The 25,592-nt window shown below is 32.6% G+C and carries 22 protein-coding genes; 11 read left to right on the plus strand and 11 right to left on the minus strand.

The window, feature by feature from the left end; translation table 11 throughout:
- Positions 1-61: 61 nt before the first annotated feature.
- Positions 62-514 (minus strand): large conductance mechanosensitive channel protein MscL, encoded by a 453-nt coding sequence (mscL, locus tag LO744_RS08365; RefSeq protein ID WP_230668635.1) that lies wholly within the window; start codon positions 512-514, stop codon positions 62-64.
- Positions 515-638: 124 nt separating this feature from the next.
- Between mscL and LO744_RS08370 the strand changes: the two genes are divergently transcribed.
- Entirely contained in the window at positions 639-2,156 is a 1,518-nt protein-coding gene (locus LO744_RS08370; protein ID WP_230668636.1) for an NAD(P)H-hydrate dehydratase, read from the plus strand.
- A 26-nt stretch (positions 2,157-2,182) separates the two neighbouring features.
- Here the strand turns inward: LO744_RS08370 and lgt are convergent, their stop codons facing one another.
- The gene (gene lgt, locus LO744_RS20375) at positions 2,183-3,031 is read right to left on the minus strand and encodes a prolipoprotein diacylglyceryl transferase (protein WP_317207263.1); all 849 of its coding nucleotides are present in this window, start codon (positions 3,029-3,031) and stop codon (positions 2,183-2,185) included.
- A 448-nt stretch (positions 3,032-3,479) separates the two neighbouring features.
- A complete protein-coding gene (gene yidD, locus LO744_RS08380) occupies positions 3,480-3,722 on the minus strand; it encodes a membrane protein insertion efficiency factor YidD (protein ID WP_066677245.1) in 243 nt (80 codons plus the stop codon).
- Positions 3,723-3,871: 149 nt separating this feature from the next.
- Between yidD and LO744_RS08385 the strand changes: the two genes are divergently transcribed.
- A complete protein-coding gene (locus LO744_RS08385) occupies positions 3,872-5,149 on the plus strand; it encodes a replication-associated recombination protein A (protein WP_230668637.1) in 1,278 nt (425 codons plus the stop codon).
- A gap of 54 nt (positions 5,150-5,203) precedes the next feature.
- On the opposite strand, the gene LO744_RS08390 is transcribed toward LO744_RS08385, so the two are convergent.
- From LO744_RS08390 to LO744_RS08400, 3 genes are all read right to left on the minus strand, one after another.
- The gene (locus LO744_RS08390; protein ID WP_230668638.1) at positions 5,204-5,641 is read right to left on the minus strand and encodes a hypothetical protein; all 438 of its coding nucleotides are present in this window, start codon (positions 5,639-5,641) and stop codon (positions 5,204-5,206) included.
- Between the two features lie 114 nt (positions 5,642-5,755).
- Positions 5,756-7,954, minus strand: coding sequence for a DUF2339 domain-containing protein (locus tag LO744_RS08395; protein ID WP_230668639.1), 2,199 nt, complete (start codon positions 7,952-7,954; stop codon positions 5,756-5,758).
- Between the two features lie 65 nt (positions 7,955-8,019).
- On the minus strand, positions 8,020-8,439 hold the full coding sequence (locus LO744_RS08400) for an acyl-CoA thioesterase (RefSeq protein WP_230668640.1): 420 nt from the start codon (positions 8,437-8,439) through the stop codon (positions 8,020-8,022).
- Between the two features lie 133 nt (positions 8,440-8,572).
- Here LO744_RS08400 and dnaA point away from each other — a divergent pair, with 133 nt between their 5' ends.
- The 3 genes from dnaA to LO744_RS08415 all read left to right on the plus strand — a co-directional run bounded on the left by dnaA (position 8,573) and on the right by LO744_RS08415 (position 11,533).
- On the plus strand, positions 8,573-10,027 hold the full coding sequence (dnaA, locus tag LO744_RS08405; RefSeq protein WP_230668641.1) for a chromosomal replication initiator protein DnaA: 1,455 nt from the start codon (positions 8,573-8,575) through the stop codon (positions 10,025-10,027).
- Positions 10,028-10,340: 313 nt separating this feature from the next.
- Positions 10,341-10,802, plus strand: coding sequence for a low molecular weight protein-tyrosine-phosphatase (locus LO744_RS08410; protein ID WP_230668642.1), 462 nt, complete (start codon positions 10,341-10,343; stop codon positions 10,800-10,802).
- A gap of 32 nt (positions 10,803-10,834) precedes the next feature.
- Positions 10,835-11,533 carry an SAM-dependent methyltransferase gene (locus tag LO744_RS08415; protein WP_230668643.1) on the plus strand — a complete coding sequence of 233 codons (699 nt, stop codon included), beginning with the start codon at positions 10,835-10,837 and terminating at the stop codon, positions 11,531-11,533.
- A 97-nt stretch (positions 11,534-11,630) separates the two neighbouring features.
- Here the strand turns inward: LO744_RS08415 and LO744_RS08420 are convergent, their stop codons facing one another.
- On the minus strand, positions 11,631-12,542 hold the full coding sequence (locus tag LO744_RS08420; protein WP_230668644.1) for a DUF4349 domain-containing protein: 912 nt from the start codon (positions 12,540-12,542) through the stop codon (positions 11,631-11,633).
- A 68-nt stretch (positions 12,543-12,610) separates the two neighbouring features.
- Between LO744_RS08420 and LO744_RS08425 the strand changes: the two genes are divergently transcribed.
- From LO744_RS08425 to LO744_RS08445, 5 genes are all read left to right on the plus strand, one after another.
- On the plus strand, positions 12,611-13,678 hold the full coding sequence (locus LO744_RS08425) for a DUF2891 domain-containing protein (RefSeq protein ID WP_230668645.1): 1,068 nt from the start codon (positions 12,611-12,613) through the stop codon (positions 13,676-13,678).
- 394 nt (positions 13,679-14,072) lie between these two features.
- The gene (locus LO744_RS08430; RefSeq protein WP_230668646.1) at positions 14,073-14,915 is read left to right on the plus strand and encodes a helix-turn-helix domain-containing protein; all 843 of its coding nucleotides are present in this window, start codon (positions 14,073-14,075) and stop codon (positions 14,913-14,915) included.
- 92 nt (positions 14,916-15,007) lie between these two features.
- Positions 15,008-16,318 carry a TolC family protein gene (locus tag LO744_RS08435; RefSeq protein WP_230668647.1) on the plus strand — a complete coding sequence of 437 codons (1,311 nt, stop codon included), beginning with the start codon at positions 15,008-15,010 and terminating at the stop codon, positions 16,316-16,318.
- Between the two features lie 215 nt (positions 16,319-16,533).
- Positions 16,534-17,637 carry an HlyD family secretion protein gene (locus LO744_RS08440; protein ID WP_230668648.1) on the plus strand — a complete coding sequence of 368 codons (1,104 nt, stop codon included), beginning with the start codon at positions 16,534-16,536 and terminating at the stop codon, positions 17,635-17,637.
- A 184-nt stretch (positions 17,638-17,821) separates the two neighbouring features.
- Entirely contained in the window at positions 17,822-19,414 is a 1,593-nt protein-coding gene (locus LO744_RS08445; RefSeq protein WP_230668649.1) for an efflux MFS transporter permease, read from the plus strand.
- A gap of 177 nt (positions 19,415-19,591) precedes the next feature.
- Here LO744_RS08445 and LO744_RS08450 read toward each other — a convergent pair whose 3' ends face one another.
- Positions 19,592-20,650 carry a serine hydrolase domain-containing protein gene (locus LO744_RS08450; protein ID WP_230668650.1) on the minus strand — a complete coding sequence of 353 codons (1,059 nt, stop codon included), beginning with the start codon at positions 20,648-20,650 and terminating at the stop codon, positions 19,592-19,594.
- A gap of 315 nt (positions 20,651-20,965) precedes the next feature.
- On the opposite strand from LO744_RS08450, the gene LO744_RS08455 reads away from it, so the two are divergent.
- Positions 20,966-22,849 carry a PEP/pyruvate-binding domain-containing protein gene (locus LO744_RS08455; RefSeq protein WP_230668651.1) on the plus strand — a complete coding sequence of 628 codons (1,884 nt, stop codon included), beginning with the start codon at positions 20,966-20,968 and terminating at the stop codon, positions 22,847-22,849.
- Between the two features lie 4 nt (positions 22,850-22,853).
- On the opposite strand, the gene LO744_RS08460 is transcribed toward LO744_RS08455, so the two are convergent.
- The 3 genes from LO744_RS08460 to LO744_RS08470 all read right to left on the minus strand — a co-directional run bounded on the left by LO744_RS08460 (position 22,854) and on the right by LO744_RS08470 (position 25,562).
- Positions 22,854-23,207 carry a hypothetical protein gene (locus tag LO744_RS08460; RefSeq protein WP_230668652.1) on the minus strand — a complete coding sequence of 118 codons (354 nt, stop codon included), beginning with the start codon at positions 23,205-23,207 and terminating at the stop codon, positions 22,854-22,856.
- Positions 23,208-23,296: 89 nt separating this feature from the next.
- Positions 23,297-23,854: a DUF4956 domain-containing protein gene (locus tag LO744_RS08465; RefSeq protein ID WP_230668653.1), complete on the minus strand. Its 558-nt coding sequence runs from the start codon at positions 23,852-23,854 to the stop codon at positions 23,297-23,299.
- 253 nt (positions 23,855-24,107) lie between these two features.
- The gene (locus LO744_RS08470; protein WP_230668654.1) at positions 24,108-25,562 is read right to left on the minus strand and encodes a sigma 54-interacting transcriptional regulator; all 1,455 of its coding nucleotides are present in this window, start codon (positions 25,560-25,562) and stop codon (positions 24,108-24,110) included.
- Positions 25,563-25,592: the final 30 nt, after the last annotated feature.

Genomic DNA, 25,592 nt, shown 5'->3' on the forward strand with positions numbered 1-25,592 from the left:
TTATAATAAATCCGCTGTAACGTTGTGTTGCAGCGGATTTATTATAATGATAAAATATTTATTATTTCTTTTTCAATTCATCACGAATTTCAACAAGCAATTGTTCTGTCGCTGTTGGTGCTGCAGGAGCTTCAGGAGCTTCAGGAGCTTCAACTTCAGCTTTTCTCATTCTGTTAATTGTTTTTACAAGCATGAAAACAACCAGAGCAAGAAGTATAAAATTGATAGCCACAGTAATGAAGTTTCCGTAAGCAAAAATGGCAGCATCCGGAGCCAGTTCTTTAGCTTTTGCAAGCGTTGAACCTGCAGGTATATTTTCTGCACCTTTTCCCATTGCAAAATAAATACTGCTGAAATCTGGTTTTCCAACGATTGCTGCAACGATAGGCATAATCAAATCATCAATTACGCTTGTTACAATTTTTCCGAAAGCACCACCGATGATTACACCGACTGCCAAATCAAAAGCATTCCCTTTAACGGCAAATTCTTTAAATTCTTTAATAAATCCCATAATTTATATTTTTATTTGTTTTAAACAAAATTATCATTTAAATATAATAATCTTAAAGGTTTTGGGTATTTTTTTTGCTTTAAATTATCAAAATTTATATTTAAATTGAAAAGAAACAATTATTATGAAAATTTTTACTGTAGAAAATATCAGATTGGCTGATGAGTATACGATTCAGAATGAGCCAGTTTCATCCATTCAGTTGATGGAAAGAGCTGCTTTTAACTGTGCTGAATGGATTTTTTCAAACTGTAAACATCATACAAAATTTGCGATTTTTTGCGGAACCGGAAATAATGGCGGCGATGGTTTTGCAATTGCAAGAATGTTGTATCTGAAAGGTTTTGATGTTGATGTATTTATCAATAAAGATAATCTGAAGTTTTCAGACAATGCTTTAATAAATTATAAAAGGCTGAAAGAGATTTCCAGAATTTCACTGAAAGATTTTCATGAAACCTCACAATATCATTTTGATGAAAAAACAATTGTAATTGATGCTCTTTTCGGAACCGGATTATCAAGAAAACCGGAAGGGATTTTCAAAAAGGTGATTGAAATTTTAAAAACAAAAAGTAATCCTAAAATATCAATTGATATCCCGTCGGGAATGTTTGCTGACCAAATTCATGATGAAAATTCAATAATATTTAAAGCAGATTATACATTGACTTTTCAGTTTTGGAAAAAGAATTTCCTTCATCCTGAAACAGGAAGTTTTGCAGGAAAAGTAATTGTTTTAGATATTAATTTATCTAAAGAATTTATTCAAAATGCCTCCACTGATAATTTTGTAATTGATGATGAAATTGTTAGAAATATTTTTAAAGTAAGACAAGATTTTGCTCATAAAGGAACGTATGGTAAGTCAATTATTGTTGGTGGAAGTTACGGGAAGATTGGAGCGGTCGTTTTGGCTGTAAAATCTGCATTGAAAACGGGTTCAGGGTTGACCTTTGCTTTAGCTCCCAATTGTGGGTATGAAACTCTACAGACAAGTACTCCGGAAGCAATGTTTATCAATGGTGGTGAAAAAAACATTCAGCAAATTATAGCTCAAAAAGATGCTGTTTACGTAATAGGTCCCGGTTTGGGAACGGAAAAAGATATTGAAAAAGCATTGCTTGAATTTTTTGAAGATTATCATTCTCCTTTGATTTTGGATGCAGATGCTTTAAATATTATTTCTAAAAGTGAGAATTATTTAAAATTGATTCCAAAAAAATCAATTATTACACCCCATCCTAAAGAATTTGAAAGACTTTTCGGGAAAACAGCGAACTCATTTGAAAGATTAGATTTAGCGAAAACCAAAGCGAAGGAATTAGAAATTTTTATAGTCTTAAAAGACCATCACACACAAGTTGTAACACCTGAAGGAAAAGTTTTTTACAATATTACAGGAAATTCAGGATTAGCAAAAGGAGGAAGCGGAGATATTCTGACGGGAATAATTACCTCACTTTTAGCCCAAAAATACACTGAAGAGGAAGCGGCAATTTTGGGAGTCTGGCTTCATGGGAAAGCTGCTGATTTTGCTGCTGAAAAATATTCAAAAGAAGCGATGCAGCCTACCAATGTAATTGATGAGATTGGGAATGTCTTTCTTTATTTAAACAAAAAAGCCACAACTCAGTTGTGACTTTTAGTTTTTATATAATGTGAAATTTATTCAGGTTTAGCATTTTCAGCTTCTGTAATTTTAAATTTCTTAGAGTAAATCATAATAATAAATCCTGCAATTATAAAAGGAATTGATAAGATTTGCCCCGTATTTAATCCTGCGAAAGAAATAAATTCGTCACCTTGTGGCTCTTTTAAGAATTCTACAAAGAATCTGATTGCCCAAAGAATGATGAAAAATAAACCAAATAACCAACCTTGCTGGTATTTTTTGTTAGTTTTTCTGTATAAAGTCCAAAGTATAATAAACAATAAAACATACCCTACCGCTTCGAATAACTGTGTAGGATAACGTGGAACCGTTACTCCATATTCACTGCTTTGTTGTGGAAAAAGTAACGCAAAAGGTGAGTTTGGGTCAACAGGTTTTCCAATAATTTCAGAATTGAAAAAGTTACCCATTCTTACGAAAGCACCGCCTATTGCAACCACAATCCCAAGTCTGTCATATACCCATAAAGGATTTCTTTTAATGATTTTAAATGAATAATAAAGGGTTGTTAAAATTACAGCAATCGTCGCTCCGTGACTTGCCAATCCTGAGAAACCAGTAAATTTAAAGCCATTTTTTGTGCTAATCGGTAAAAATACACTCCAAAAATCTTCTTTGAATAATTCGGGCTGATAAAAAATAACGTGGCCGATTCTAGCTCCTAAAATTGTACCGACTAATGTCCAAGTGAAAATAGGCTCTACATATTTCAGGTTTACGTTATCTATTGTATACATTTTGGTCATTAAAACATAGCCTATACCGAAAGCAAAAATAAACATCAAGCTATAAAAATGAAGCGTTAATGGTCCTAATTGAATGCCTGAAGTAGGGTCCCAGATTTTAAACGGTGTTTCTAATGATACCGTATCGGCTGAAGTAATCGGGGTCTCCGTTTTTACAATATATTTAAGGGTTCCAATATTATCTGCTGTAATAGAAACATTTTCTACCAATTTAAAGTCTTTATCAAAAAACTCATATTTTGCGCTTTTATAATTTGCCAAAATCATTGAACTGCTGATGAAACGCTCTTTTTCAACATTAGATTTATTAAGAATCACTAATGTATTTGGGTTCTTATTTACCTGAGCAAAAGAATCGAGCGCAACAGGCTCTGCCGTTGCAAAAATCTTTACAGGAATTTCTTTGGAATTTATTTTTAAAGTTCCGTCGGATAAACCATCTTTATAGTTTTGTGAGAAAAAGCACTGAGAAATCAATGCAAAGGCAACAAGATAAGTTCGAAAGAGAATAGTACTCATTTTTATTTGTTTATTATTGAATATTTTATTTTTTTGGAGGAACTGGGTCATAGCCACTTCCGCCCCAAGGATGACATTTTGAAATTCTTTTTACACCCAGCCAAAATCCTTTAAAAATACCATGAACCTGCAAAGATTCTACCATATAATGTGAACAGGTAGGTTCATAACGGCAATTTTTGGGAAGTAAAGGCGAGATAAACCATTGGTAAAATTTAATGAGAATTACCAAAGGTGAAGTGATGATTTTGTTAAATGAAAGTTTCAAAACATTGCAAAAGTAGGGTAAAAAATTGAAATTTAGTTTAAATTTGTTTGAAGTTTCGGGTTGTAAACAGATGATTCGTCGGATAATTGAATGGGTTTGTCGATTCTGTTTATTTTTACTAATTATTTTAAATTCAAATAGATAAAATCTTGAGTCACAACACTCCTTTAGCAGAAAGATTAAGACCAAAAACCTTAGATGAAGTTTTAGGGCAGGAGCATCTTACCGGTGAAAAAGGTACCATCAGAAAAATGCTGGAAAATGATACCTTAAACTCCTTGATTCTTTGGGGACCTCCGGGAACCGGAAAAACTACTTTAGCGGAAATTATCTCAGAAAAATCGGGAAGAAAGTTTTTTAAACTTTCGGCAGTTTCTTCGGGTGTAAAAGATGTACGCGATATAATAGATGATGCCAAAAAGCAAAATCTTTTTTCGGGAAAATCGCCCATTCTTTTTATTGATGAAATACACCGTTTTAATAAGTCTCAACAAGATTCTCTTCTTCATGCTGTAGAAAAAGGTTGGGTAGTTTTAATTGGTGCAACGACAGAAAACCCAAGCTTTGAAGTGGTTTCGGCATTGCTTTCAAGAAGCCAGGTGTATATTTTGAAAGCTTTAAGCCATGAAAAGCTGGAAGAGCTTATTGATATAGCAACTGAGAGATTTAATAAAGATGAAAAATCAGATTTTATCATTAAAGAGAAAGCAGCTTTCATACAATATTCTGGTGGTGATGGCAGAAAACTGATTAATTCTGTGGAATTGGTGCTGAATCAGTTTAAAAACTCAACGAATAAAGAAATTACAAATGACGATGTGATGTCGGTTCTTCAGGAAACGATGGCACTTTATGATAAAAATGGGGAACAACATTATGATATCATCTCGGCTTTTATTAAGTCGATGCGTGGTGGTGACCCAAATGGAGCGGTTTATTGGTTGGCAAGAATGATTGCTGGGGGAGAAGATATTAAATTTATCGCCAGAAGAATGTTGATTTTAGCTTCTGAGGATATTGGTTTGGCTAATCCAAATGCTTTGGTGATTGCGAATAATTGTTTTCAGGCAATTAATGTTATTGGAAATCCTGAAGCAAGAATTTTATTGAGTGAAACGGCTATTTATCTTGCAGTGTCTCCAAAAAGTAATTCAGCGTATATGGCAATTAATGATGCTTTGGCTTTTGTAAAGAAAACCGGGAATCTTCCTGTTCCTTTACATTTAAGGAATGCTCCTACAAAGCTGATGAAAGATTTAGATTATGGTAAAGAATATAAATACGCCCATTCTTTTGAAGGAAATTTTGTGAATCAGGACTTTTTACCGGAAGAAATAAAAGATGCTAAATTTTACGAGCCTGGAAATAATGCCACCGAAAAGAAAATCTTCGAAGAGCTTAAGAAAAAATGGAACAATAAATATTAGTCATAAAAAAAACGGATGCTTAAAAGAGCATCCGTTTTTAAAATATAATTAGATTTATAGCTTTGCTGTAGTTGTAATGAATACCGACTTTACACCGTTGTAATCTTTTACTTCAACCTGCTGAGCGATTTCAGCATATATTCTCATATTGGTATCTTTAAATTCATAGCCCTCGATGATAACAGGAGTGTCTTTAGGGATATTGTTCTGCTCATTGTATTGTGCTAAGCTTACATTATCTAAAGGTCCCACATTGTTTTTAAACTTAACTTCAGTAAGGCCTTGTTCTGCTATGAAACTGAATTTTTTAAGTTTTTGAGGTAAATTAGCCATTTTATATGACTGTTTACTTTGTACGTATTCTTTTTGGTTTTCAAACAAAGTTGTTGTACCCACCATATCTCCTAAAACAGCAAATTTTACTTTTGTGTTTTTCTGAGCAAATAATGTTGCAGAAGCAAAGATGAATAGAGAATATAGGATTTTTTTCATAGTTGATAATATAAGTGTTAAAAACGTGATAAATATACTTACTTTTTATAAAATATCAAGAAAAATTTAATATTAATTGTAAAATATTGATGGATAATAGTTTTTGTAATGATTCTACATATCTTCTTCAGCAGAATTTTCATTCTTATCTACCAAATTCTTAAGCATATTTTTAAATTTTTGAAATAAAAATGAGCTCAGCAATAAAATAATTCCTAAAATAATGAATGCGATAATTCTGGAAACATTATCCATTTGCCAAACATCATAAAGGTATAATTTGAGAATCGTAAGGCTAAGTAAACTAAAACCTATTTTTTGAAGTTCCGAAATATTCTTTTTAAGCCCAGTGAAAATAAATCCACAAGATAAAATTGCCCATATAATAGGAAGATACAAAATACTGAAATGCTCTTGCAACTGATTGATGATTTTGGAAGAACCTGAATTTGAAAAAATATAAATTCTATACAATTCAAAGCTTACAGAAAGAATACAGGTCAATGAAACAATCCAATATCCTGTTTTTTGTTTTAAAAATTCTGATTTTGGAATGAGTTTTAGAATTAAATACAGAAGTGGTATTAAATATATTAAATGAATCCAATAGAAACGCAGCCCAATTTCTTTGGTTATGACAGCATTTACAATCTGTGAAGTCGAAATATGCGCGATAAATAAGAGTAGTAATCCGTAAGTCAACAGGTTCTCTAATTTTTCTGAAATGCTTAATTTGTTCTTTAATATTAATACTAAAATAGTAAAAAGGATACTGTATAAAAAGCTGTACGTAAGAACAATAACAATGTGTAGTGAAGAAAGCTGATAAATCAATTCAAATAAAATAGAAAGATAAATTACTCCAAAGCATGTTAGTGTAAAGACATTTTCGAAAAAATCTAAATCACTCTTTTCTTTAGTGTCTTTTTTTAATACCATTAAATTGAAACAACAACTCGTAATAACGACCAAACTCGTCATAAAAACCGGATTGAAAATGATGGCTAAATGTTTTTCATTGTTTAGATATCCATTCCAGGTAATCATTTGAGATAAAATAACCATCGGGAAGAGCGAATAGAAAAAAAATTTGAAAATACGGTGATTTGTTTTCTTCCATATATATAATAGGAGAGCGGCTTCTATTGCCCAAACACTTGTGGTGAGATGGGTTTTAAAATGCAAGGCGAGTCCTAAAGTTAAAAGACTGATGCCAATTCCTGCAAATACAGAATAGTTTCTTTCAAATTTTCTCCGTTGATATTCCCTGAAAATAAAAATACCATTAAACAACGCAAAACTAAGCGGAAAAATACTTGATGGCTCGTATTGTAAGACATTAAAAATATAAACTAACCCGATAATACTGGAGAAATTAATTAAAACCAACATCAAAATATCTAACTTCGAAAGTAGAGTTGCCTTAAAATAATTCTGAAGCGCAAAAGCGTAAAAAATGAGATAAGTAACAATGTAAAATATAATACTTGTGAGTTCTGTTTTATCAGTAGTCCAGAAAAAAAGATAGATGGCAGTGAAAATAAAGGCAATCCAACCTACACTTTTCCAGTTTTTAAGATAAACGGTAATTAGCATACCGATATTTAAAAGCGATAAATAAGAGAAAAGGAAAATATAATTGCTTTGTCCGGTACTAATCATCAGTGGCGCCAGAAAACCTCCAAACAATGAAAAAATAATCAGCGTTTCACTGTTGTAGCGATAAGAAAGGAATATCAAAAGTAGCGTTATGAAACATGTAATAAGGAATGCGGTATTTTGTGCAAACAAATGATACTCTCTAAAGGCAATGGTTGCTGTAAAATACAGTACGGCAATTCCGCCACCCATAATGATTGAAGAAAAGGTCTTGTAGTTTTTCCTTATAAAATGAGCGGTAGCAATAAAAGTAAATCCTGCAAGAAAACCAATTCCTGCTCTTGCGTTTTCACCAATCCAGTTTTTATCGATGGCGTATTTTACAAAATATCCTATTCCTAAAACTAGAGTGAAAATTCCGATAATCGTAAGGACGTTTTGTTTAATAAAGTCAAACAAAGGTGCAAGCCAATCTTTTTCCGGTTCTGAATCTTCTTCAATGGAGTTGACCGCCGTTTTTTCAACTTCGATTCTTTCATTTGGTAAATTTTCAGAATTGATGCTTTCTATGAAAGATTGTGCTGGCTTTTCGGTATTTGTTTTATCTTTTGATAAATCAGAAATTTTCTGTTCCAGAATTTGAATCTTTTTGTTCAGTTTTTGATAAACTAAAACAATCAGTAGAATTAATATCGTGATTAGTGCGTAAATCATTCATTTGATTTACTACCAAATATAGTGATTTGAAAGTTTAACCGTTAAAAAATCTTAAAACAGATTTACTCATTTTCTTCTTTCCAGTTTTCTTCAATTAATTTCATTAAAAAATCAGGACATCTAATGACTTTTTGCGTTTCTGAATTTAAAAAAAATAGGGTAGTGGAAGCTTCAGTTATTTTAATGCCTTCTTCATTATAAATTTCATATTCAAATTCAATTCTCACTCCCGGAATTTTTTTCATAATGGTATGAATTTCTAATTTTTGATCGTATAGTGCTGGTTTTAAATACTTAATTTTATAATCAGAAACCGGAAGCCAAATTCCTTGCTTTTCAATCTCATCATAAGAGACTCCGATGCTGCGAAAAAGTTCCACGCGCCCCAGTTCAAAATACGTTGCGTAATTGCCATAATATACATATTTCATAGGATCTGTTTCTGCGTAACGTACTCGTAATGAGTGTGTTGAGTGTATCATTTTTACTGCTTAATTATACATACAAATATATTTTTAAATAACCAATATGCGAATATTTTTTTTTAAAAATAAAAAATGAGACCTTTGTCATCCTCCTAAAAAGACTCACTAAAGAATTAATCAGGGCATAATAATGAACGAAAATTTAATGATGATATGGCAGAAGTGCCTTCAGTTTATGCGTGACAATCTTAACGCAGCTGAAGACAATTCTGATCTTAAAAAACTTGAAAAATCTTTCGATTTACTATTCGACAAAATACAACCAATTTCATTGGTTGACAATAATCTTACGTTGATGGTACCGAGTGATTTTTATAAAGAATATATTGAAGATAATTATCTATCATTGCTTTCGGCTGCCTTAAAGAAAAACATTGGTAAAGGCGTTAAGCTTTGGTATTCGGTAATGGAAAATAAACCAAGCGGTTTAGAAAAACCTGTTACCATGAATATGAAAGGAAAAACTGTTCCTACTCCAAAGGTTCAGGAAACAATGCCACAAGGTTTTTCTAGAAATATCGTAAATCCTTTTGTAGTTCCGGGAATTAAAAAAGTAAATATTGATTCTAATCTTAAAGCAGATTTCTCTTTTGACAATTATGTAGAAGGAGAAAGTAATAAATTTGCGTCTACTGTGGCAAGATCTATTGCAAAAAGACCTGGAGCAACTGCTTTTAACCCTTTGTTTTTATACGGAGGTTATGGGGTTGGTAAAACACACTTAGGTCAGGCTGTAGGTTTAGAAGTAAAAAGCCAGTTTCCAGATAAAGTAGTTCTTTATTTATCTTCAGAGAAATTTATTCAGCAGTTTATTTCGGCTGCTAAAGCTCATAAACAAACAGAGTTTGCCAATTTTTATCAAATGGTAGACGTTCTGATTATTGATGATATTCAGTTCTTGTCTGGAAAATCAGCAACTCAAGATAGTTTCTTCCATATTTTCGATTATTTACATCAAAACGGAAAACAGATTATCCTTACTTCTGATAAGGCTCCTGTAGATATTATGGATATTCAGGACAGGATTGTCTCTCGTTTTAAATGGGGACTTTCTGCAGAGATTAAATCTCCGGATATTTCTACAAGAAAGAAGATTATCGAAGATAAATTGAGCAGAGATGGTATCATTCTTACGGATGATATGCTAGAATTCCTTGCTGCAGAAGCAAAAACCAATGTAAGAGAATTGATTGGTATCATTAATTCTGTTATCGCTTATTCTACGATTTATAAATCAGATTTAAGTTTAGAATTATTAAAAGAAACAATCAGCAAGATTGCAGCTAATCAGAAAAAGGTCATCAATATTCCTTATATTCAGGAGGTAGTTTGCGATTATTTCGGAATAAAAAAAGAGCAGCTTTTATCTAAAACAAGAAAAAGAGAAATTGCACTTCCGAGACAGTTGGCAATGTATTTTTCAAAAGAATATACGAATGCTACTTTTAGTAAAATTGGTGAAGAAATGGGTGGTAAAGACCATTCAACGGTAATGTACGCTTGTGATACGATTAAAGATGTTTCTAAAATTGACAAGGAAATCAAAAAATACGTAAAAGATTTAACGGAAAAAATCAAAAATTAATTCTGTACAAAATATTTATAGAAAGGAGAATAGGCTTATTCTCCTTTTTTATTTAGCTTTGTTGAATAAAAAAATTTTGAAATCTGTTTGAGCTAATTTAACTACAGATCTTTTTAACACATCAGCCACATGAGAGTTTTATTTTGATGTGCATATTAAGACACATAAGCTTTTGAAAATCTTTGATTTTCTCTCCTGTGCTCTAATTTTTTCAGCTTTTAAATTTAAACTAATGTAACTCCTATGTTTAATTTATAATTATTTTTTTGTGGTTCAAGCATTTTTTACAAACTAAATTTTAAATAATATTGAAATGAAAATCTTAATGGTTTGTCTCGGAAATATTTGCAGAAGTCCGCTTGCAGAAGGTATTATGCGGTCAAAACTTCCCGAAGATTTTATTGTAGATTCTGCCGGAACTATCGATATGCATCAGGGAAGCAATCCTGATAAAAGATCTATAAAAATCGCTACCAAATACGGAATTGATATTTCAAAACAAAAATCCAGACCTATTACCATCGAAGATTTGAATGATTTCGATAAAATTTACTGTATGGATTTGAGTAATTTAAAAAATGTAATTTCTTTAACTCAAAACGAAGAACAACGAAGTAAAGTTTCATTATTAATGGAAGCTGCAGATCTTAATCATGCTTCAGGTGAAGTTCCTGATCCTTATTGGAGCGAGCTAGATGGATTTGAAAAAGTCTATCACCAGCTGGATGAAGCCTGCGAAAAAATTGCCGAAAAACTTCTCATTTCAAAAATCTAGAATTAACAATTAACAATTTATAATTAAAAAAAATGCTTTTTCTACTTCCTGCTTATCTTTCAGAAAACACGTCAATCAGTCATTTTTCACCTGTGATAAAAGACTACATCATGCAGACCGATTATTTTTTTGTTGAAAACGAAAAAACGGCAAGAAAAGTCGTAAAGTTTTTTGCACCTGAAAAAAAACAGTCTGATTTGAAACTTTTCTTGTTAGATAAGTATACCGAAAATGCTGATATTAAAGAAGCTCAAGATAGAATGCTCAACGGTCAGGATTTTGGGTTGCTTTCTGAAGCCGGTCTTCCGTGCATTGCAGACCCTGGGAATTTAATTGTAAAATGGTGTCACGAAAAAAACATTCGAGTAATTCCTATTTCCGGGCCTTCATCTATTATTTTGGCATTAATTTCAAGTGGTTTTAATGGTCAGGAATTTACGTTTAATGGATATCTTCCGATAGAAAAAGGCGAAAAGAAAAAGAAGATTCAGGCATTAGAAAGTGAACTTGAGAAAACGGGTTTTTCACAAATTTTTATGGAAACTCCCTATAGAAATAATGCTCTTTTCGAAGATTTGTGTAAGTTTCTTTCACCTAATACCAAGCTTTGTATCGCTGTAAACATCAATGATCCGGAACATGAATCGATTAAAACGAAAACAATAAAAGATTGGCAAAAACAAAAACCGGAACTGCATAAAATTCCTGCTGTTTTTGTCTTAGGAAAATAATTGATGTTCTATAATCTCTCGCAAATCAAGCAAATTGAGCAAATTTCTATTTATTAAAAAATCTGCGTAATCAGCAAAATCTGCGAGAGAAAAAATATTAATTATTATCTATAGATTTTCTCTTCCCGTTTCTCCATTTCTTCCAAATCAAAACAACAACTGGAATCAATAAAAAGAAAGGCCAAAAAGAAATTATTCCGAGAAAAAATGCCACAAAACTGTTCCAACCTTCGGTAAAAGAATCTCCAAAACGGCTTCCAAAACCTATTTTTGAAGTAGCAGAACTTCTTACTTTTTCTTTGTACAACATCAGATTCAATGTACTGTAATTTACTCTGTCATCTATGAAACGAAGCCTGCCTTCAGCAACATCAATTTCATCTTCAAGCTCTCTGATATTTTCCTGAATTTCCAGCATATCTTTCGTGGTTTTAGCACTCCGCAACATATCACGGTATTTTTCGAGATAGATTTTTTTGTTGTCTAATTTTATGGAAACATCAGTATATTCTTCAGTTACATCATCAGAAGCTATATTTTTAGATAAAACCGAACCGATTCCATTTGAAAAAGAATTGATTAAAGCATCAAAATTTTTATGCGGAACACGGATTGTAAAAAACTGTTTTTCATCAATATCTGTATTGTTAAAACGCTCAGTTTGTATGTAGGCGTTGTTACTTTTTACGATTTCGTTGACTTGTTGATATGCTTTTTTAATATTTCCCACCTGAATTTCTAACTCCCCATTTTTAATAATTTTCTTAACGATAACATTGTTTTGTGGTGTTGAAATATTGGAGCTTGCATTAACTGCTTTTGCTGAAACTTCACTAATTGGTACTTCTTGAAGAGGTGGTGGAGGCGGTTCATTCATATCTGCCGCAGAGCTCATTATTTTATCTTCTGAGATTATCTCCACTAAATCAGACTTTACTTCTTGTTGATTGCCAGATTTGTTGCAATTGATAAGAATTAAGAGAAATAAAGGGATAAATATTTTTTTCATAAATTGATTTTGTGAATTTGAGCAAAAACTATGCTTAAAATCTAAAATTACTTTTATATTTTTATTGAATGAAAAAAAGTCTTTTAGCATTGGCGTTTTTACCGGTTTTAATTTTTGCTCAGGAAAATCCTAAACTTACGGATGAAATGGCAATGAAATTATCTGAAAAACCACTTCACTGTATCAATCAGGAATACCCGAATAAGACGGCGCATATTATTAATAATGCTAATGAAGTTACCTTGACCCCGAAAGATTTACATCCCAGTTTTTATGGCTGTTTTGATTGGCATAGCTCGGTTCATGGTCACTGGATGCTGGTTCGATTGCTAAAAACAAAACCTAATTTATCAGTTGCTAAAGACATTGAAAAGATACTCGACAATTCATTTACAAAAGAAAATCTGCAAGTAGAAGCCGATTATTTCACAAAATATCAGTTAACCACAACATTTGAGCGAACATATGGTTGGGCTTGGTTATTAAAATTAGATGAAGAATTAATGACCTGGAATCATCCAAAAGCTAAAATCTGGCATCAGAATCTAAAACCTTTAAAAGATAAAATTCTGACTTCGTGGAAAACCTATCTTCCAAAACAAACTTATCCCAATAGAACAGGAGTGCACCCAAACACCGCATTTGCCATGGTTTTTGCTTTAGACTGGGCAAGAGCGACAGGTGATAAAACTTTTGAAAATGAACTGATTGAAAAAGCAAAATATTTTTACTTAAACAACACCAAAACGCCTGCTTATCTCGAACCGGATGGTTCGGATTTCTTTTCTCCGAGTTTGGAAATTGCAGATTTAATGAGAAGAATTCTTCCTCAGAAAGAATTTGTAAAATGGCTAGACCAATTTTATGAAAAAAGAAGCATAGAAAATATCGAAAAAATTCCTGTGGTAAGTGATTTGAGCGATTATCAAACCGTTCATTTAGTAGGTTTATCTTTTACCAAAGCTTGGTGCATGAAAGGAATCGCAAAATCTCTACCCGATAATCATCCGTTGAAACAGAAGTTTCAAAAAACAGCAAACATCTTTTTAAATAATGGACTTCCGTTATTATTTCAAGGGAATTATGGTGGAGATCATTGGTTGGCAAGTTTTGCGGTGTATGCTTTGGAAGATTAAAAACTTTTTTAAACTTTTCATTTAACCACAAGAGCTACAAAAGATTTAGATATTTTTATTAATGATTGTCCGCAATTCCTCATATTCTATATCTTTTTGTATTTCTTTGCTAAGTTTACGCCCTTGTTTAACTTTAAAACAGTCAAATTTTAATATTCTTTGTTTGCCTTTGCGTTAAAATATCGAATATTAGTGAAAACGGATATACATATTATTATTATTATTAAAGCTTATTTTTTAAATGAAAAAAGAGCACAACAGTTTTCAAAAATCTTTGATTTTTATTCTTTTGATAGCTTTGAATATCTTAATAATATAGATTTCAAATTTCTTTTGCCTCTTATGCGGTTAAACAAAAATTAGTTTAAACAGCTTTTAAATTTAAATTGATAAAATGACGATTTTAGAACAATTCGGAGTTGATGTTTTTACGCAACATAATATTTTCGAAAGAATATCTGTAGATAAGCCTTTTCGTCCCGACAATCCGGCTTTTATATTCATTAAAAGTGGTTCTATAAAGCTTCGTCAGCATTTTAATGATCTTGAGCTTACGGCTAATACATTTATGGTGACAGATCCGCAAACGGTGTATGAAATGATTTCGGTGAGTGACGATTTTCAGTCGAGAATGGTGTCTTATAAACGGGATTTTATTTCTGCTTTATCGTTGAAATTCAATAGATTAATTACCTACCGTTATTTCCGTCAGCAAATGAATGTAGGCGTTCCTTTTTCTAAAGATGATTTAGATTTAATTTGGAAAAGTGTCAATTTCTTAAAATCTATTTTAGATTCTGAAACCGAAATGACCTACAAAAAAGAGATTGTAGAGCACCTTTTTTCAGTGTTTTGCTATCAGATTGCAGGAATTATTTCTAATGAAGACAATAGCGCAATGAATCAAATGTCGAGACAACAAGAGATTGTGTTTGTTTTTTTAACTGATTTGTCATCTCATCATTTAAACAACAGAACGGTAGAGTTTTATGCCGAACGACAGTCGATTACAACTAGACATCTTTCATCGGTCGTGAAGTCGGTAACGGGTAAGTCGGCAAGTCAGATTATCGCTTCTATTGTAATTAATGAAGCTAAGGTGTATCTAAACTCTTCAAAAATGCCTATTTCAGAGATTTCTACAATCCTTGGTTTTAGCGACCAATATTCATTTTCACACTTCTTTAAGAAGCATTTAGAGCTAAGTCCGAGTCAATACAGGCAACAATATCAATAACTGAATCCTACATTTGAACATCTTTTTCCAAAATTCAAACATTTGTTTGACTGTGTTGTTGCGCTAACTTTGCATCTGTAAAACAAGGTAAAATGCTTAATAACATAAAAACAGCTCTATCAGTTCTGGTAGGTCTTTTTCCTGCGCTGTTTTTTTCACAGGAAATAAAACAGATGACCGTGAATGAAGTTGCCGAATTGGCCATTCAAAATCATCAACAACTTAAAGTTTCTGCCCAGAATATCGATATTGCCAAACAACAGACGGATATTACAAAACTTCAGAAACTACCCACAATCACAGCGTCTACAAGTCAGTTTTATTTGGGAAACGCCATTGCTATAGATAAAGATTTTTCCAATTCAATAAATGTTCCGATGCCACATTATGGTAGTTCGTATGCATTGCAGGCAACACAATTAATTTTTAAAGGAGGCTTGGTCAATAAATCTATTGAACTGGCAGGACTTCGTGAGCAGCTTTCAGAATTAGATTTAGAGAAAAATAAACAAGACGTAAAGTTGCTGGTGATTTCTAATTATTTGGATATTTATAAAATCATAAACCAGGAATCTGTCATTCAAAACAACAAAAAACTGGCTCAGCAAAGATTAAAAAACGTCAACGATTTTTATAAACAAGGAATGATTACCAGAAACGAAGTGATTCGTGGTGAGTTGGCGATTAAAAATCTTGACCAAAATCTTTTAACCTTAACTAATAACAGAAAGATTCTTAATTATAATCTGAATATCGCTTTAGGCTTAAGCTCAGAAACGCAGATTATTCCGATAGAAAATTTAGGAAATAAAGAAACCGGAATCGGGATGGATTATTACCTGAATCTTGCGCACGACAGCAATCCGCAAATGAAATCTGCAAAAACCAATATTACAGTTGCCGATAAAAATATAGAAATCATTAAAACCGATAAAATGCCGACACTTTCAGGGTTTGGAGGCTATACTTTGCAAAGACCTGTTACAACAAGAAATCCTGTTTTAGATATGTATTCGGGAGGTTGGCAAGGCGGTATTTCTTTGAGTTATAATATTGATAATTTATACAAAACCAAAGAGAGAGTAAAGCTGGGTGAGATACAGAAAAATCAGGCAAATGATGCGATGACTTTGGTACAGCAAAACCTCGATATGGCGGTAAATGCTGCTTTTACAAAATATCAGGAAGCGCTTCAACAATCAGAAATCCTGAATGATGCTAAAAATTTGGCCGACGAAAACTACAACATTACGGAAGCTAAATATCTGAATCAATTGGCTGTACAAGCCGAAATGATTGATGCTCAAAACCAAAAACTACAGTCAGAATTAGATTTTGCCAACGCTGAAATTAATGTGCTTTATCAATATTATAATCTTTTAAAATCTACGGGAACGCTTTAAGAATGCTAATGTTTTTAACGCAAAGTTTTTAGATTATTGAAAATATCATCAAGTGAGCAAAGATTAATCAACAAGTTGATTTTATGAAGCTTATGTATATGCTTCGCGAAGCAAATTCATTTGCCTTTGCAAACTTGAAAATTAAACATACAGAAATAAAATCTTTGCGTTAAAAAAATCCAACATAAAATATATCAAAACTGAAAATCAAGATAATGGAAAACAAGGAACAAAATACACAAGATATACAACCTACCATTTCGAGCGCAGAAGCTAAGAAAAAGCAGAATAAAAAGAATAAAATAAGAGCCATCATTTCTAACATTATTGTGTTTGCAGTGATAGGATTTGGATTGTTTTGGCTGGTTCGTCAATACTTTCACATCGGAGATAAAACTTACACCGAAGCAGCTCAAGTGGAAGAATTCATTAATCCAATCAATACAAGAGTTTCCGCATATATCAACGAAATTAGATTCATCGAGCATCAACCGGTAAAAAAAGGAGATACTTTGGTGATTTTAGACCAAAGAGAAATTCTTACCCAATTGGGTCAGGCTGAAGCGGCTTATCAAAATGCTTTGGCACAAAAAACGGCTACAAGTTCATCGGTGAACACCGTTTCCAATAACGTAAGTGTGATGGAATCTAATATCGCTGGAGCTAAAGCCAGACTTTGGAATGCCGAACAAAATTTAAACCGATACAAAAATCTTTTAGCTTCTGAAGCCGTAACAAGACAGCAATATGACCAAATGAAAACCGAATATGATGCCCAGAAAGCAGCGTACGAAACATTGGTCAATCAAAAGCAATCGGCTAATCTTTCAACAACCGAAGTAAAAAGCAAATTTGGAATCAACGATGCCGAAATCAAAAGAACAAAATCTGCCTTGGAAATGGCTAAAATCAATCTTTCTTATACCGTAATTACTGCTCCTTATGATGGCGTAATGGGAAGACGATTAATCGCTGAAGGACAATTAATTCAGCCAGGGCAACAAGTAGGAACAATCGTTTTGAATAATCAAAAATGGGTAACCGCCAACTTTTTAGAAAGCCAAATGCCCAATATCAAAATCGGACAAAAAATAAAGATGACAGCCGATGCTTTAGGTAAAAAAGAATTTGAAGGAACCGTAACGGCGGTCTCTGCGGCAACAGGTTCCAGATATTCAAGTGTTCCGACGGATAATTCTACTGGTAACTTTATTAAAGTTCAACAACGAATTCCGGTAAGAATTGAGTTTACAGCATCCAATAAAAAGGAAGATATTGCTAAACTTAGCGCGGGTATGAATATGAATGTTTCTTTATAAAGAGACGAATGGATTATAGACGGATAGATTATAGACGAATAGAATATAGACAGATAGATAAAAGACTTTTGTGATTCTTTGTAACCACCAAAGTTCTCATCTATTTAAAACCTTATGACTGTCTGTTCTCTATTAGTCTATTAGTCTATTCTCTATTAATCCATCATCTATTAGTCTAAAAATTATGTACAATAAAGGTCTTTTCAGCGATTGGGTTCCCAAGCCTGTTCAGCTGTTACTTATAGTTTTGCTGCTTGTTGTCGTGATGCCTTTAGGAGGTGTTTACGCAGGGAATATCAGCTTTATGGTGAGCGGAACCGGTCATCTTACCGAATATTTTATGTGGGCAAATTATGCCACAACTATCGGGATGGGCGCTTGTATGCCGGTTGTTCTCAGATTCAAAATGAGATATAAAGTACGTGATAAAGTCGTGCTTTTATTGGTGCTTTTAGGGTTGTTAAGTTACATTAATGGAACCACGATGGAACCAGCAATTATCATTGTAAGTGCTTTGGTGATTGGATTTTTAAAAATGATGATTACCATAGAACTATTCCTTCCGTTGATGGTCATAATGGGTGGAAGAGGTGTTTTCTACGGTGTATTTTATACATTCGTTTTAACTTTGACTCAGATTTCTGGTTACTATGCGGTAGAAATTTCGATGCTCTACAATTGGCAACAATTTTTTATGATTGCGGCACTTCAGTGTTTTGCGATGGCTTTAATTTGTTGGATTTTTATGCACAATAAATATTTTGCACTGAAAGTTCCGCTGCATTATATTGATTGGCTGAGTATTCTTTTATTTGTGTCGACGTTTATGTTTTCGGCTTATGTTTTTTCTTTCGGCAAACAGCAGGATTGGTTGAATTCCACAAAAATTATCAATGCGAGTATTGCGGCTTTTGTGAGTTTTTCTTTGTTGGCGATTCGTCAGTTGACTTTGAAAAGACCCTATTTATCTTTCAAAATTTTCAAGCGAAGTAATGTTCAGAACGGATTGTTTTTACTCTTTTGCTTGGGAATGTTTTTAGGAACTACTTCCATACAAAATATCTTTTCAGTCGGTGTTTTAGGCTATGACCAATTGACGAATGCTAAACTGAATTTGATGATGATTCCCGGATTGATTCTCGCCGGAATTGTCGCTGTATATTGGTTTAAAAAAGAGAAACCACTCAAAATGTTCATCTTCTCAGGATTTTCATCGATGATAGGCTATTGCATTATTATGTATGTTTCAATGGTCTTAGAATTCAACTATGAAAGCTGGTATTTGCCGATGTTTCTGAAAGGTTTTGGGATGGGTTCACTCTTTATTTCTGTTTGGTATTATACTTTAGATAAACTTGAATTGGATGATATGTTGGCGGCCATCGGATTAGTTTTGGTTTGGCGTACTTTCCTTGCGGTAGCCTTTTTCTCAGCATTATTTTCGTGGTTTCAGTATCAGTTTCAAGTCGAAAGTCTTGGTGATTTAGCAGTTTATTTGGATGGAATGACATTGACTTCACAAAACCTTTCATCGAACTTAAAAAATATTCAGCTCAATGCGATTCTTTCTGCCAACAAGAAAATTTTCGGTTACATCATTGTTGCAGGCTTTGGAGTATTATTGTTTGTCTTAACCCATCATTTCGGGGCAGAAAAATTCAAATACCCAAGATTCATAAGACTCATCAGCGGAAAATCGGTCATTGCCAGAAGAAGATTACAAGAGCGCAAAAGACTATTAGAAAACATAAAAGATGCGGCAGGACCTGCTGTATAAAGAACCTTGTTTTTTCTTGCGAAGTCCCGTTTTATTAATGAAATGGGATTTTGCTTTATTATAAATTCAAATGTTTTCAGCAATTCAAATTTTCATTTAACCAAAATAAATTAAAACAAACCTGAATGTCCCCATACATTCAGGTCGTTACTTCCAATAAAATACTTTTCTATATATTTATTTCAATACATTATCATAAATTGTATTCAACAGGTTTTGTCTCATCTTCGAGTCTCTTTTATTTAAAAGGATGACAATTCCCCAGTTTTTAGTTCTGTTGTAACAGATGATTGATGATTGTCCCATAGAATCTCCGGATTTTAGATAAATGGTGTCTTGGTCTTCGGTGTTGATGTTTAAACCTAATCCCATTTCTCGTTTTGCATCTTTGTAATATATTTTTTCCATGATTAATGCAGCGTCAGATATTGAGTTTCCTTTATTTAAAAGGGCTTTTAGGTATTTAACCATGTCAGAAGTATTAGATTTTATTAATCCTGCAGGAGCCGTAACATTCCATAAGAAAAATTCTTGAGCGCCTCCTTCAGGATTGTAGCCTGTTGTAATATTTTTCACGTTGAAATCTTTGGTTAAAGTCTGGTTCATTTTTGCAGACTTCAATATTTTTTCTTTGATGATGTCGTCATAACTTTTACCATATATTTTCTCCAGAATTTGCCCAAGCAAAGTAAAGTTGATGGTAGAATATCTGAATTTTCCATAATCGATTAAGTCTGTACAGCTGTTAATCATTGTTTCTAATGATTGTTCTGTAACGCTGCTTACGGGTTGTTGTGCATTAACTTCAATTAACTTTTGAAAATCGACATCTGGTAAACCCGATTGATGTGATGCTAAATCAGATATTTTGATTTTATGTTGAAGGTTTTTCTGTAAAATATATTGTTTTGGCAGATAGCTATCGATGTAGTCATCTACGTTCAGTTTCTTTTCAATAGCTGCTTGAGCAATCATATTTCCAGTTAATATTTTGGTAATAGAAGCAATTTCGAAAATCGAATTTTTATCGACATCTCTTGTGCTTTCCTTACTCAGTTTGCCATACGATGTGTAAAATTCTTTGTCATTATTAATGAAACCAACGCTAATACCCACGTCAGGATTTTTTAGGTAATTGTCTTTAATAATTGAATCGATTTTTTTCGTGAAATCTTGTCCAAAAGTAAAGTTGCAGATTAATAATGCTACGGCTAAAAAGGTGAATGAAGTTTTCATTGTATTGTTATTTAATGATTAATAATTATTTCGATACAAAGATGTGGAAGCGCTACATCTTATGCGACCGAATAAAAACAATCAAACGCATTTGGATAGAAAAAGAGTAGGAGTATCTCAGAAATAGACGTACGACTTTTTGCAAGATATTGTATATGAGGGTTTTGTGATTGTTTTCTGAAAATTGTTTGATTTACAGATTTGATGAAACTCAAACATAAATAATGAAGATATGATACAACTTTTACATTCCCAATCTTTACTATTTGCTAGATTCAGGATATTCTCTACATTTGTTTTTGTAATCCACACAATATGAAAAATATTTTAGCATTCTTATTTCTCACTTTTTCAATTTTCGCATATTCGCAGGACAATTATGTTCATTCAATCACTAAAAAACAGCAGTTTCTAAATCTTGCTGGAAAACCGTTGACCGATAAGTTTACCAATATGAAATCGGTAAAAGTAGTTTACGATTACAATGCGAAAAAAATGTATTTCTTTAACAGTACAAAGTATACTTATCATTATGATTTTTGTGTGCAGGTTTTAGGCTATAATCATGAAAACGGAGATTTCAATAAAGAATCTTATAACCCAACCAATAAAAGAGCGTATCTTCTTGCCAATATCAATTATCTCGCAGATTCTGATGATTGGGTAATGGAACTGGCTGCTTCAGACGAAATGAATGCAGGTCTTATCAATTTCTTTTTTAAGGAAGTTAATAAAAATGTGTTTTTCAAAGATAAACTGAAGTTTTATCTGAATTCTCCACATGTAATAGGTTTGAATTCTAAGAATCAGCTGAAAATTCCAACGGTTTTCTCAGATTTTATTTTTAAAAGAATTACAGAACAGTCGATTGAAAATACTTCTAGTATTGGCATTCTAAAGAAGTACGATTTGCAGAAAAAGGAAGATTTTAATCCTAAATCAGATGAGATTATTATCATCAATACCACTCCGGAGTTTATTCCTACCGTAAAAGGAATTATCATTACAGAACTTCAAACACCTTTAAGTCATTTGGTTTTATTGGCAAAAAATAGAAATATTCCCGTGTATGTAGATACAAAAATTTGGGAAAAGGAATCTGTAAATAATCTTTTAGGGAAGAAAGTAGAATTAATTACCAAGGAAAATTCATATTCATTAAAGGCTTCACAAAAACCAATTTTGGCTAAAAAAGCATTGAAAGAAATTGTTCTAAAAAGAGATTTATCAGTAACAGATTTAGTCGATTTAGAAACGGTAACTCCTATGAATATTGTTCATTCAATTGGTTCAAAAGCGACCAATCTCGGACTTTTAAAACAAATTCAGAAAGAAATGAAATCGTATAAAACTCCCGAATATGCTTTTGCTATTCCGTTTTATTATTTTGACCAGCATATTAAAGACAATCATTTTCAGGAGAAAATCAATGCATTGTATGCTATTCCGAAAGATTCTGTAAAGCTTCTTGATAGAGAACTTAAAGCTTTCAGAAAAACGGTCAAAAATTCAAAAGTAAATCCTGATTTGTTGAAAAAAATAGAAGAAAAGCTCAATGCACAGAATGATTTTAAAAACTTCAGATTCCGTTCTTCTACGAATGCAGAAGATATGGAAGGTTTTAACGGAGCGGGATTGTACGATTCTAAAACCGCAATCATTGGAGATGCTGATAAAACCATAGAAAAAGCAATTTTAGAAGTATGGTCGAGTTTCTGGAATTTCCGAGCTTTTCAGGAGCGTGATTTGTTTGGAATCAATCATGAAAGCTGTGCAATGGGTGTTTTGGTGCACCGTTCTTTTCCGGATGAAAAAGCTAACGGAGTTTTGGTGACAAGAAATCTTTACCGTAATCAATATGCCGGAATTACCGTGAATGTTCAGTTAGGTGAAGAATCTGTTGTAAAGCCAGAACCGGGGGTGACTTGTGATGAATTTTACTGTCACAATTTCAATTACTTGGGTTCGCTTGTAGTCGATTATCGTTCTACTTCAAGTCTCAATAGCGGAAAACCGATTCTTACCGAAGCGGAAATCAAAAAGCTGTTTGATATTTCTCCCGTTTTAGAACGCAAAATGTATCTTCTTTGGCAGAAGCGTAAAATGGTGAAAAAAAGTTATCCTCTGGATATCGAATTTAAATATTTAGGGAACGAAAAGCAATTATATATTAAGCAGGCAAGAGCTTATATGGATTGATTTTTTAAATATTTTCTTCTTTATTGATAACAAACCAGTCGTTCAAAACCAGTCCATTAAAATCTGTATCAAGTTCATAATATCCAATTGGTATTAAATTGTCAAGCCAAATATGGTCGGTATCTTCGATATAAAGTCCAACTCTTGTTTTAATAATAGAACCTCCATATCGTCTTTCAATTTGATATTCAAACCTGTCAAATATTTTTTTTATTTCATTTTTTTTTAACCCTTCTAAAAAGTTTTTGTCGTTTTCATTATCCTTGAGTATATGTTCAAGGCTTTCAAACGCAGTTTTTGTTAAGTCTAGATTCTTACATCTTTCTGTCAATAACACTTCAAGCTGTTGGTCTGTCATAAAATTGGCGTTAAGTCGTAGATTCAGCTGATGTCACAGATGATTATATTCAGAATCTGCTTAATCTCCTAAATCTGCGAGAGATTTAATTAATGCGAAAGTTTTAAAATCACAATATTATCATTCAAATTAATACTTTTAATATTGTAGCTGAAGTTTTTTAGTTTTGTTTTTTCAGTTAAAACTCTTTTGCGCTCTGCTTCTTCTAACTGAAGAAAATCTAAAGAAGAGATAACTTCAATCGAATTCTTCTCTGAAACGATAGGCGATTTTTTTTCGAAATAATTTAAAACTAAATAAATAACCACAATAGAAATGTTGATTCCTAAAAGAATTTCAAGATTTTTAATAGGCAAAAGTCCATCTAAGAGGGAAAGTGTGATGGAAACAAATAGAAAAACAATTGTCTGAATGGTAAAAGTTTCGGTTCTGAAACGTAGAATAGAAAAGATGGCAAAAAGTCCAAAACCCACACCAAGGCTGTATTCTGCTTTCGTAAAAACGAGACACATAAAAAAAGTACAGACGCTAATTAACCCTAAAAGAGGATGCAATCTGATATTTCTGTTTTTGTTTGAAAAATAATAAAGAGTGAAAATCGATATACAAAGTATCGCTAAACGTTCAAAAAGTTCCTGTAGTTCCAAAATTGTGCTTTAATTTCTGACAAATATACAATTTAGAATGAATGTTTTTTAGAAAAAATGTAATTCGTCAGTTCGAGTGTTTTTCCGTATCAAAGAGAAGGAAAAATGTATCGAGAACTTGGTGGTTTTGTAGTTAAGTTCTCGATACAAAATTCTTTCAGAATTTCTATTCGAACTGACGAGGTATCTTTAAAAGAAAAAAGGAAACATAAATTGTAAGCTCATGTTTCCTAAATATTTTTATTTAAATTGTTTAATTTCTAAATAACTGTCTTACATCTGCAGAATCAAAAGTATAAGTTGCACTGTTTTCTGATTTGTCTAATTTTTTGCTAATGGTTAAAGCCCAAAGAACTAATTCTTTACAAAAGTTTTTATCTTCCTCGTTTAATTCTGAAGTGTTTTCTTCCACAAGATTCGTTAAAGGAGTAACTTTATTCAGTTTTGTGTAAAATTCATCATCTGTATCGGCATAATTTAATTCCAATTGATTTTTGTTGAACCATTTGATTAAATCGGTGTATGGAGTTTTGATACCTTCTTTTTCCAGTTTAGAAATTCGTGGAAAAATACTTTCAAATTGTACCATTACGGCTTTATCAATTAAAATTTTCGCTACGTAATCTGCACCTTCCTGTTCGCCTTCGTAAACCAACTCAATTTTTCCGGTAATTGACGGAATAATCGACATAAAATCTAATAATCGGACGTATGTTTTTTCAGCTTCGGTTTCTATCAGACGTAGTTTTGCAGCAGCAACCAGATTTTCCATGGCACTGATGGTTAATCTTGCACTTACGCCACTTTTTGCATCAACATATTCGCTGTCACGGGCTGCAAAAGCAACTTCTTCCAAAAGATTTTTAGCTAAATCAGGAATTTGTATTTGCGCTTTATCATTTTCAGAAATTAAAGCTTCCTGCTCGGTAATTTGTTTTGCCAATGCAATCGTTTTCGGATAATGCGTGAAAATCTGTGACCCGATTCTGTCTTTTAAAGGCGTAACGATACTTCCTCTGTTGGTGTAATCTTCAGGGTTTGCGGTAAACACAAACTGAATATCCAAAGGCATTCTCAACTGAAACCCACGAATCTGAATATCGCCTTCCTGCAAAATATTAAACAAAGAAACCTGAATTCTCGCTTGTAAATCAGGCAATTCATTCAATACAAAAATCGAACGGTTAGCTCTTGGAATCATTCCATAATGCAAAACTCTTTCGTCAGAATAAGGTAATTTTAAAGTTGCTGCTTTAATAGGGTCAATATCTCCAATTAAATCCGCAACATTCACATCGGGCGTTGCTAGTTTTTCAAAAAATCTTTCTGAGCGGTGAATCCAGGAAATTGGAGTCTCATCACCGAGTTCTGCAATCAAATCTCTTGCATATTTTGAAATCGGTTGAAACGGACTGTCATTAATTTCAGAACCTTTTACAATCGGCATATATTCGTCTAAAAGACTCACCATACTTCTTGCAATTCGAGTTTTCGCCTGTCCACGTAAACCTAAAAGATTGATATGGTGACCCGCCAAAATCGCTTTTTTTAGTTGCGGAATTACAGTGTCTTCATAACCCCACAACCCTTCAAATACAGCTTCTTTTGCTTTAATTTTTGCAATTAAATTAGCCTGAATTTCCTGACTGATGGTTTTATCTGTATATCCCGAATTTTTTAATTCTTTGAATGTTGTATCGTTTTTCATTTTTGTAATGATAATTTTATTAATTGTCTT

The sequence above is a fragment of the Chryseobacterium turcicum genome, assembly GCF_021010565.1.
In the GTDB taxonomy this organism is placed as follows: Bacteria; Bacteroidota; Bacteroidia; order Flavobacteriales; family Weeksellaceae; genus Chryseobacterium; species Chryseobacterium turcicum.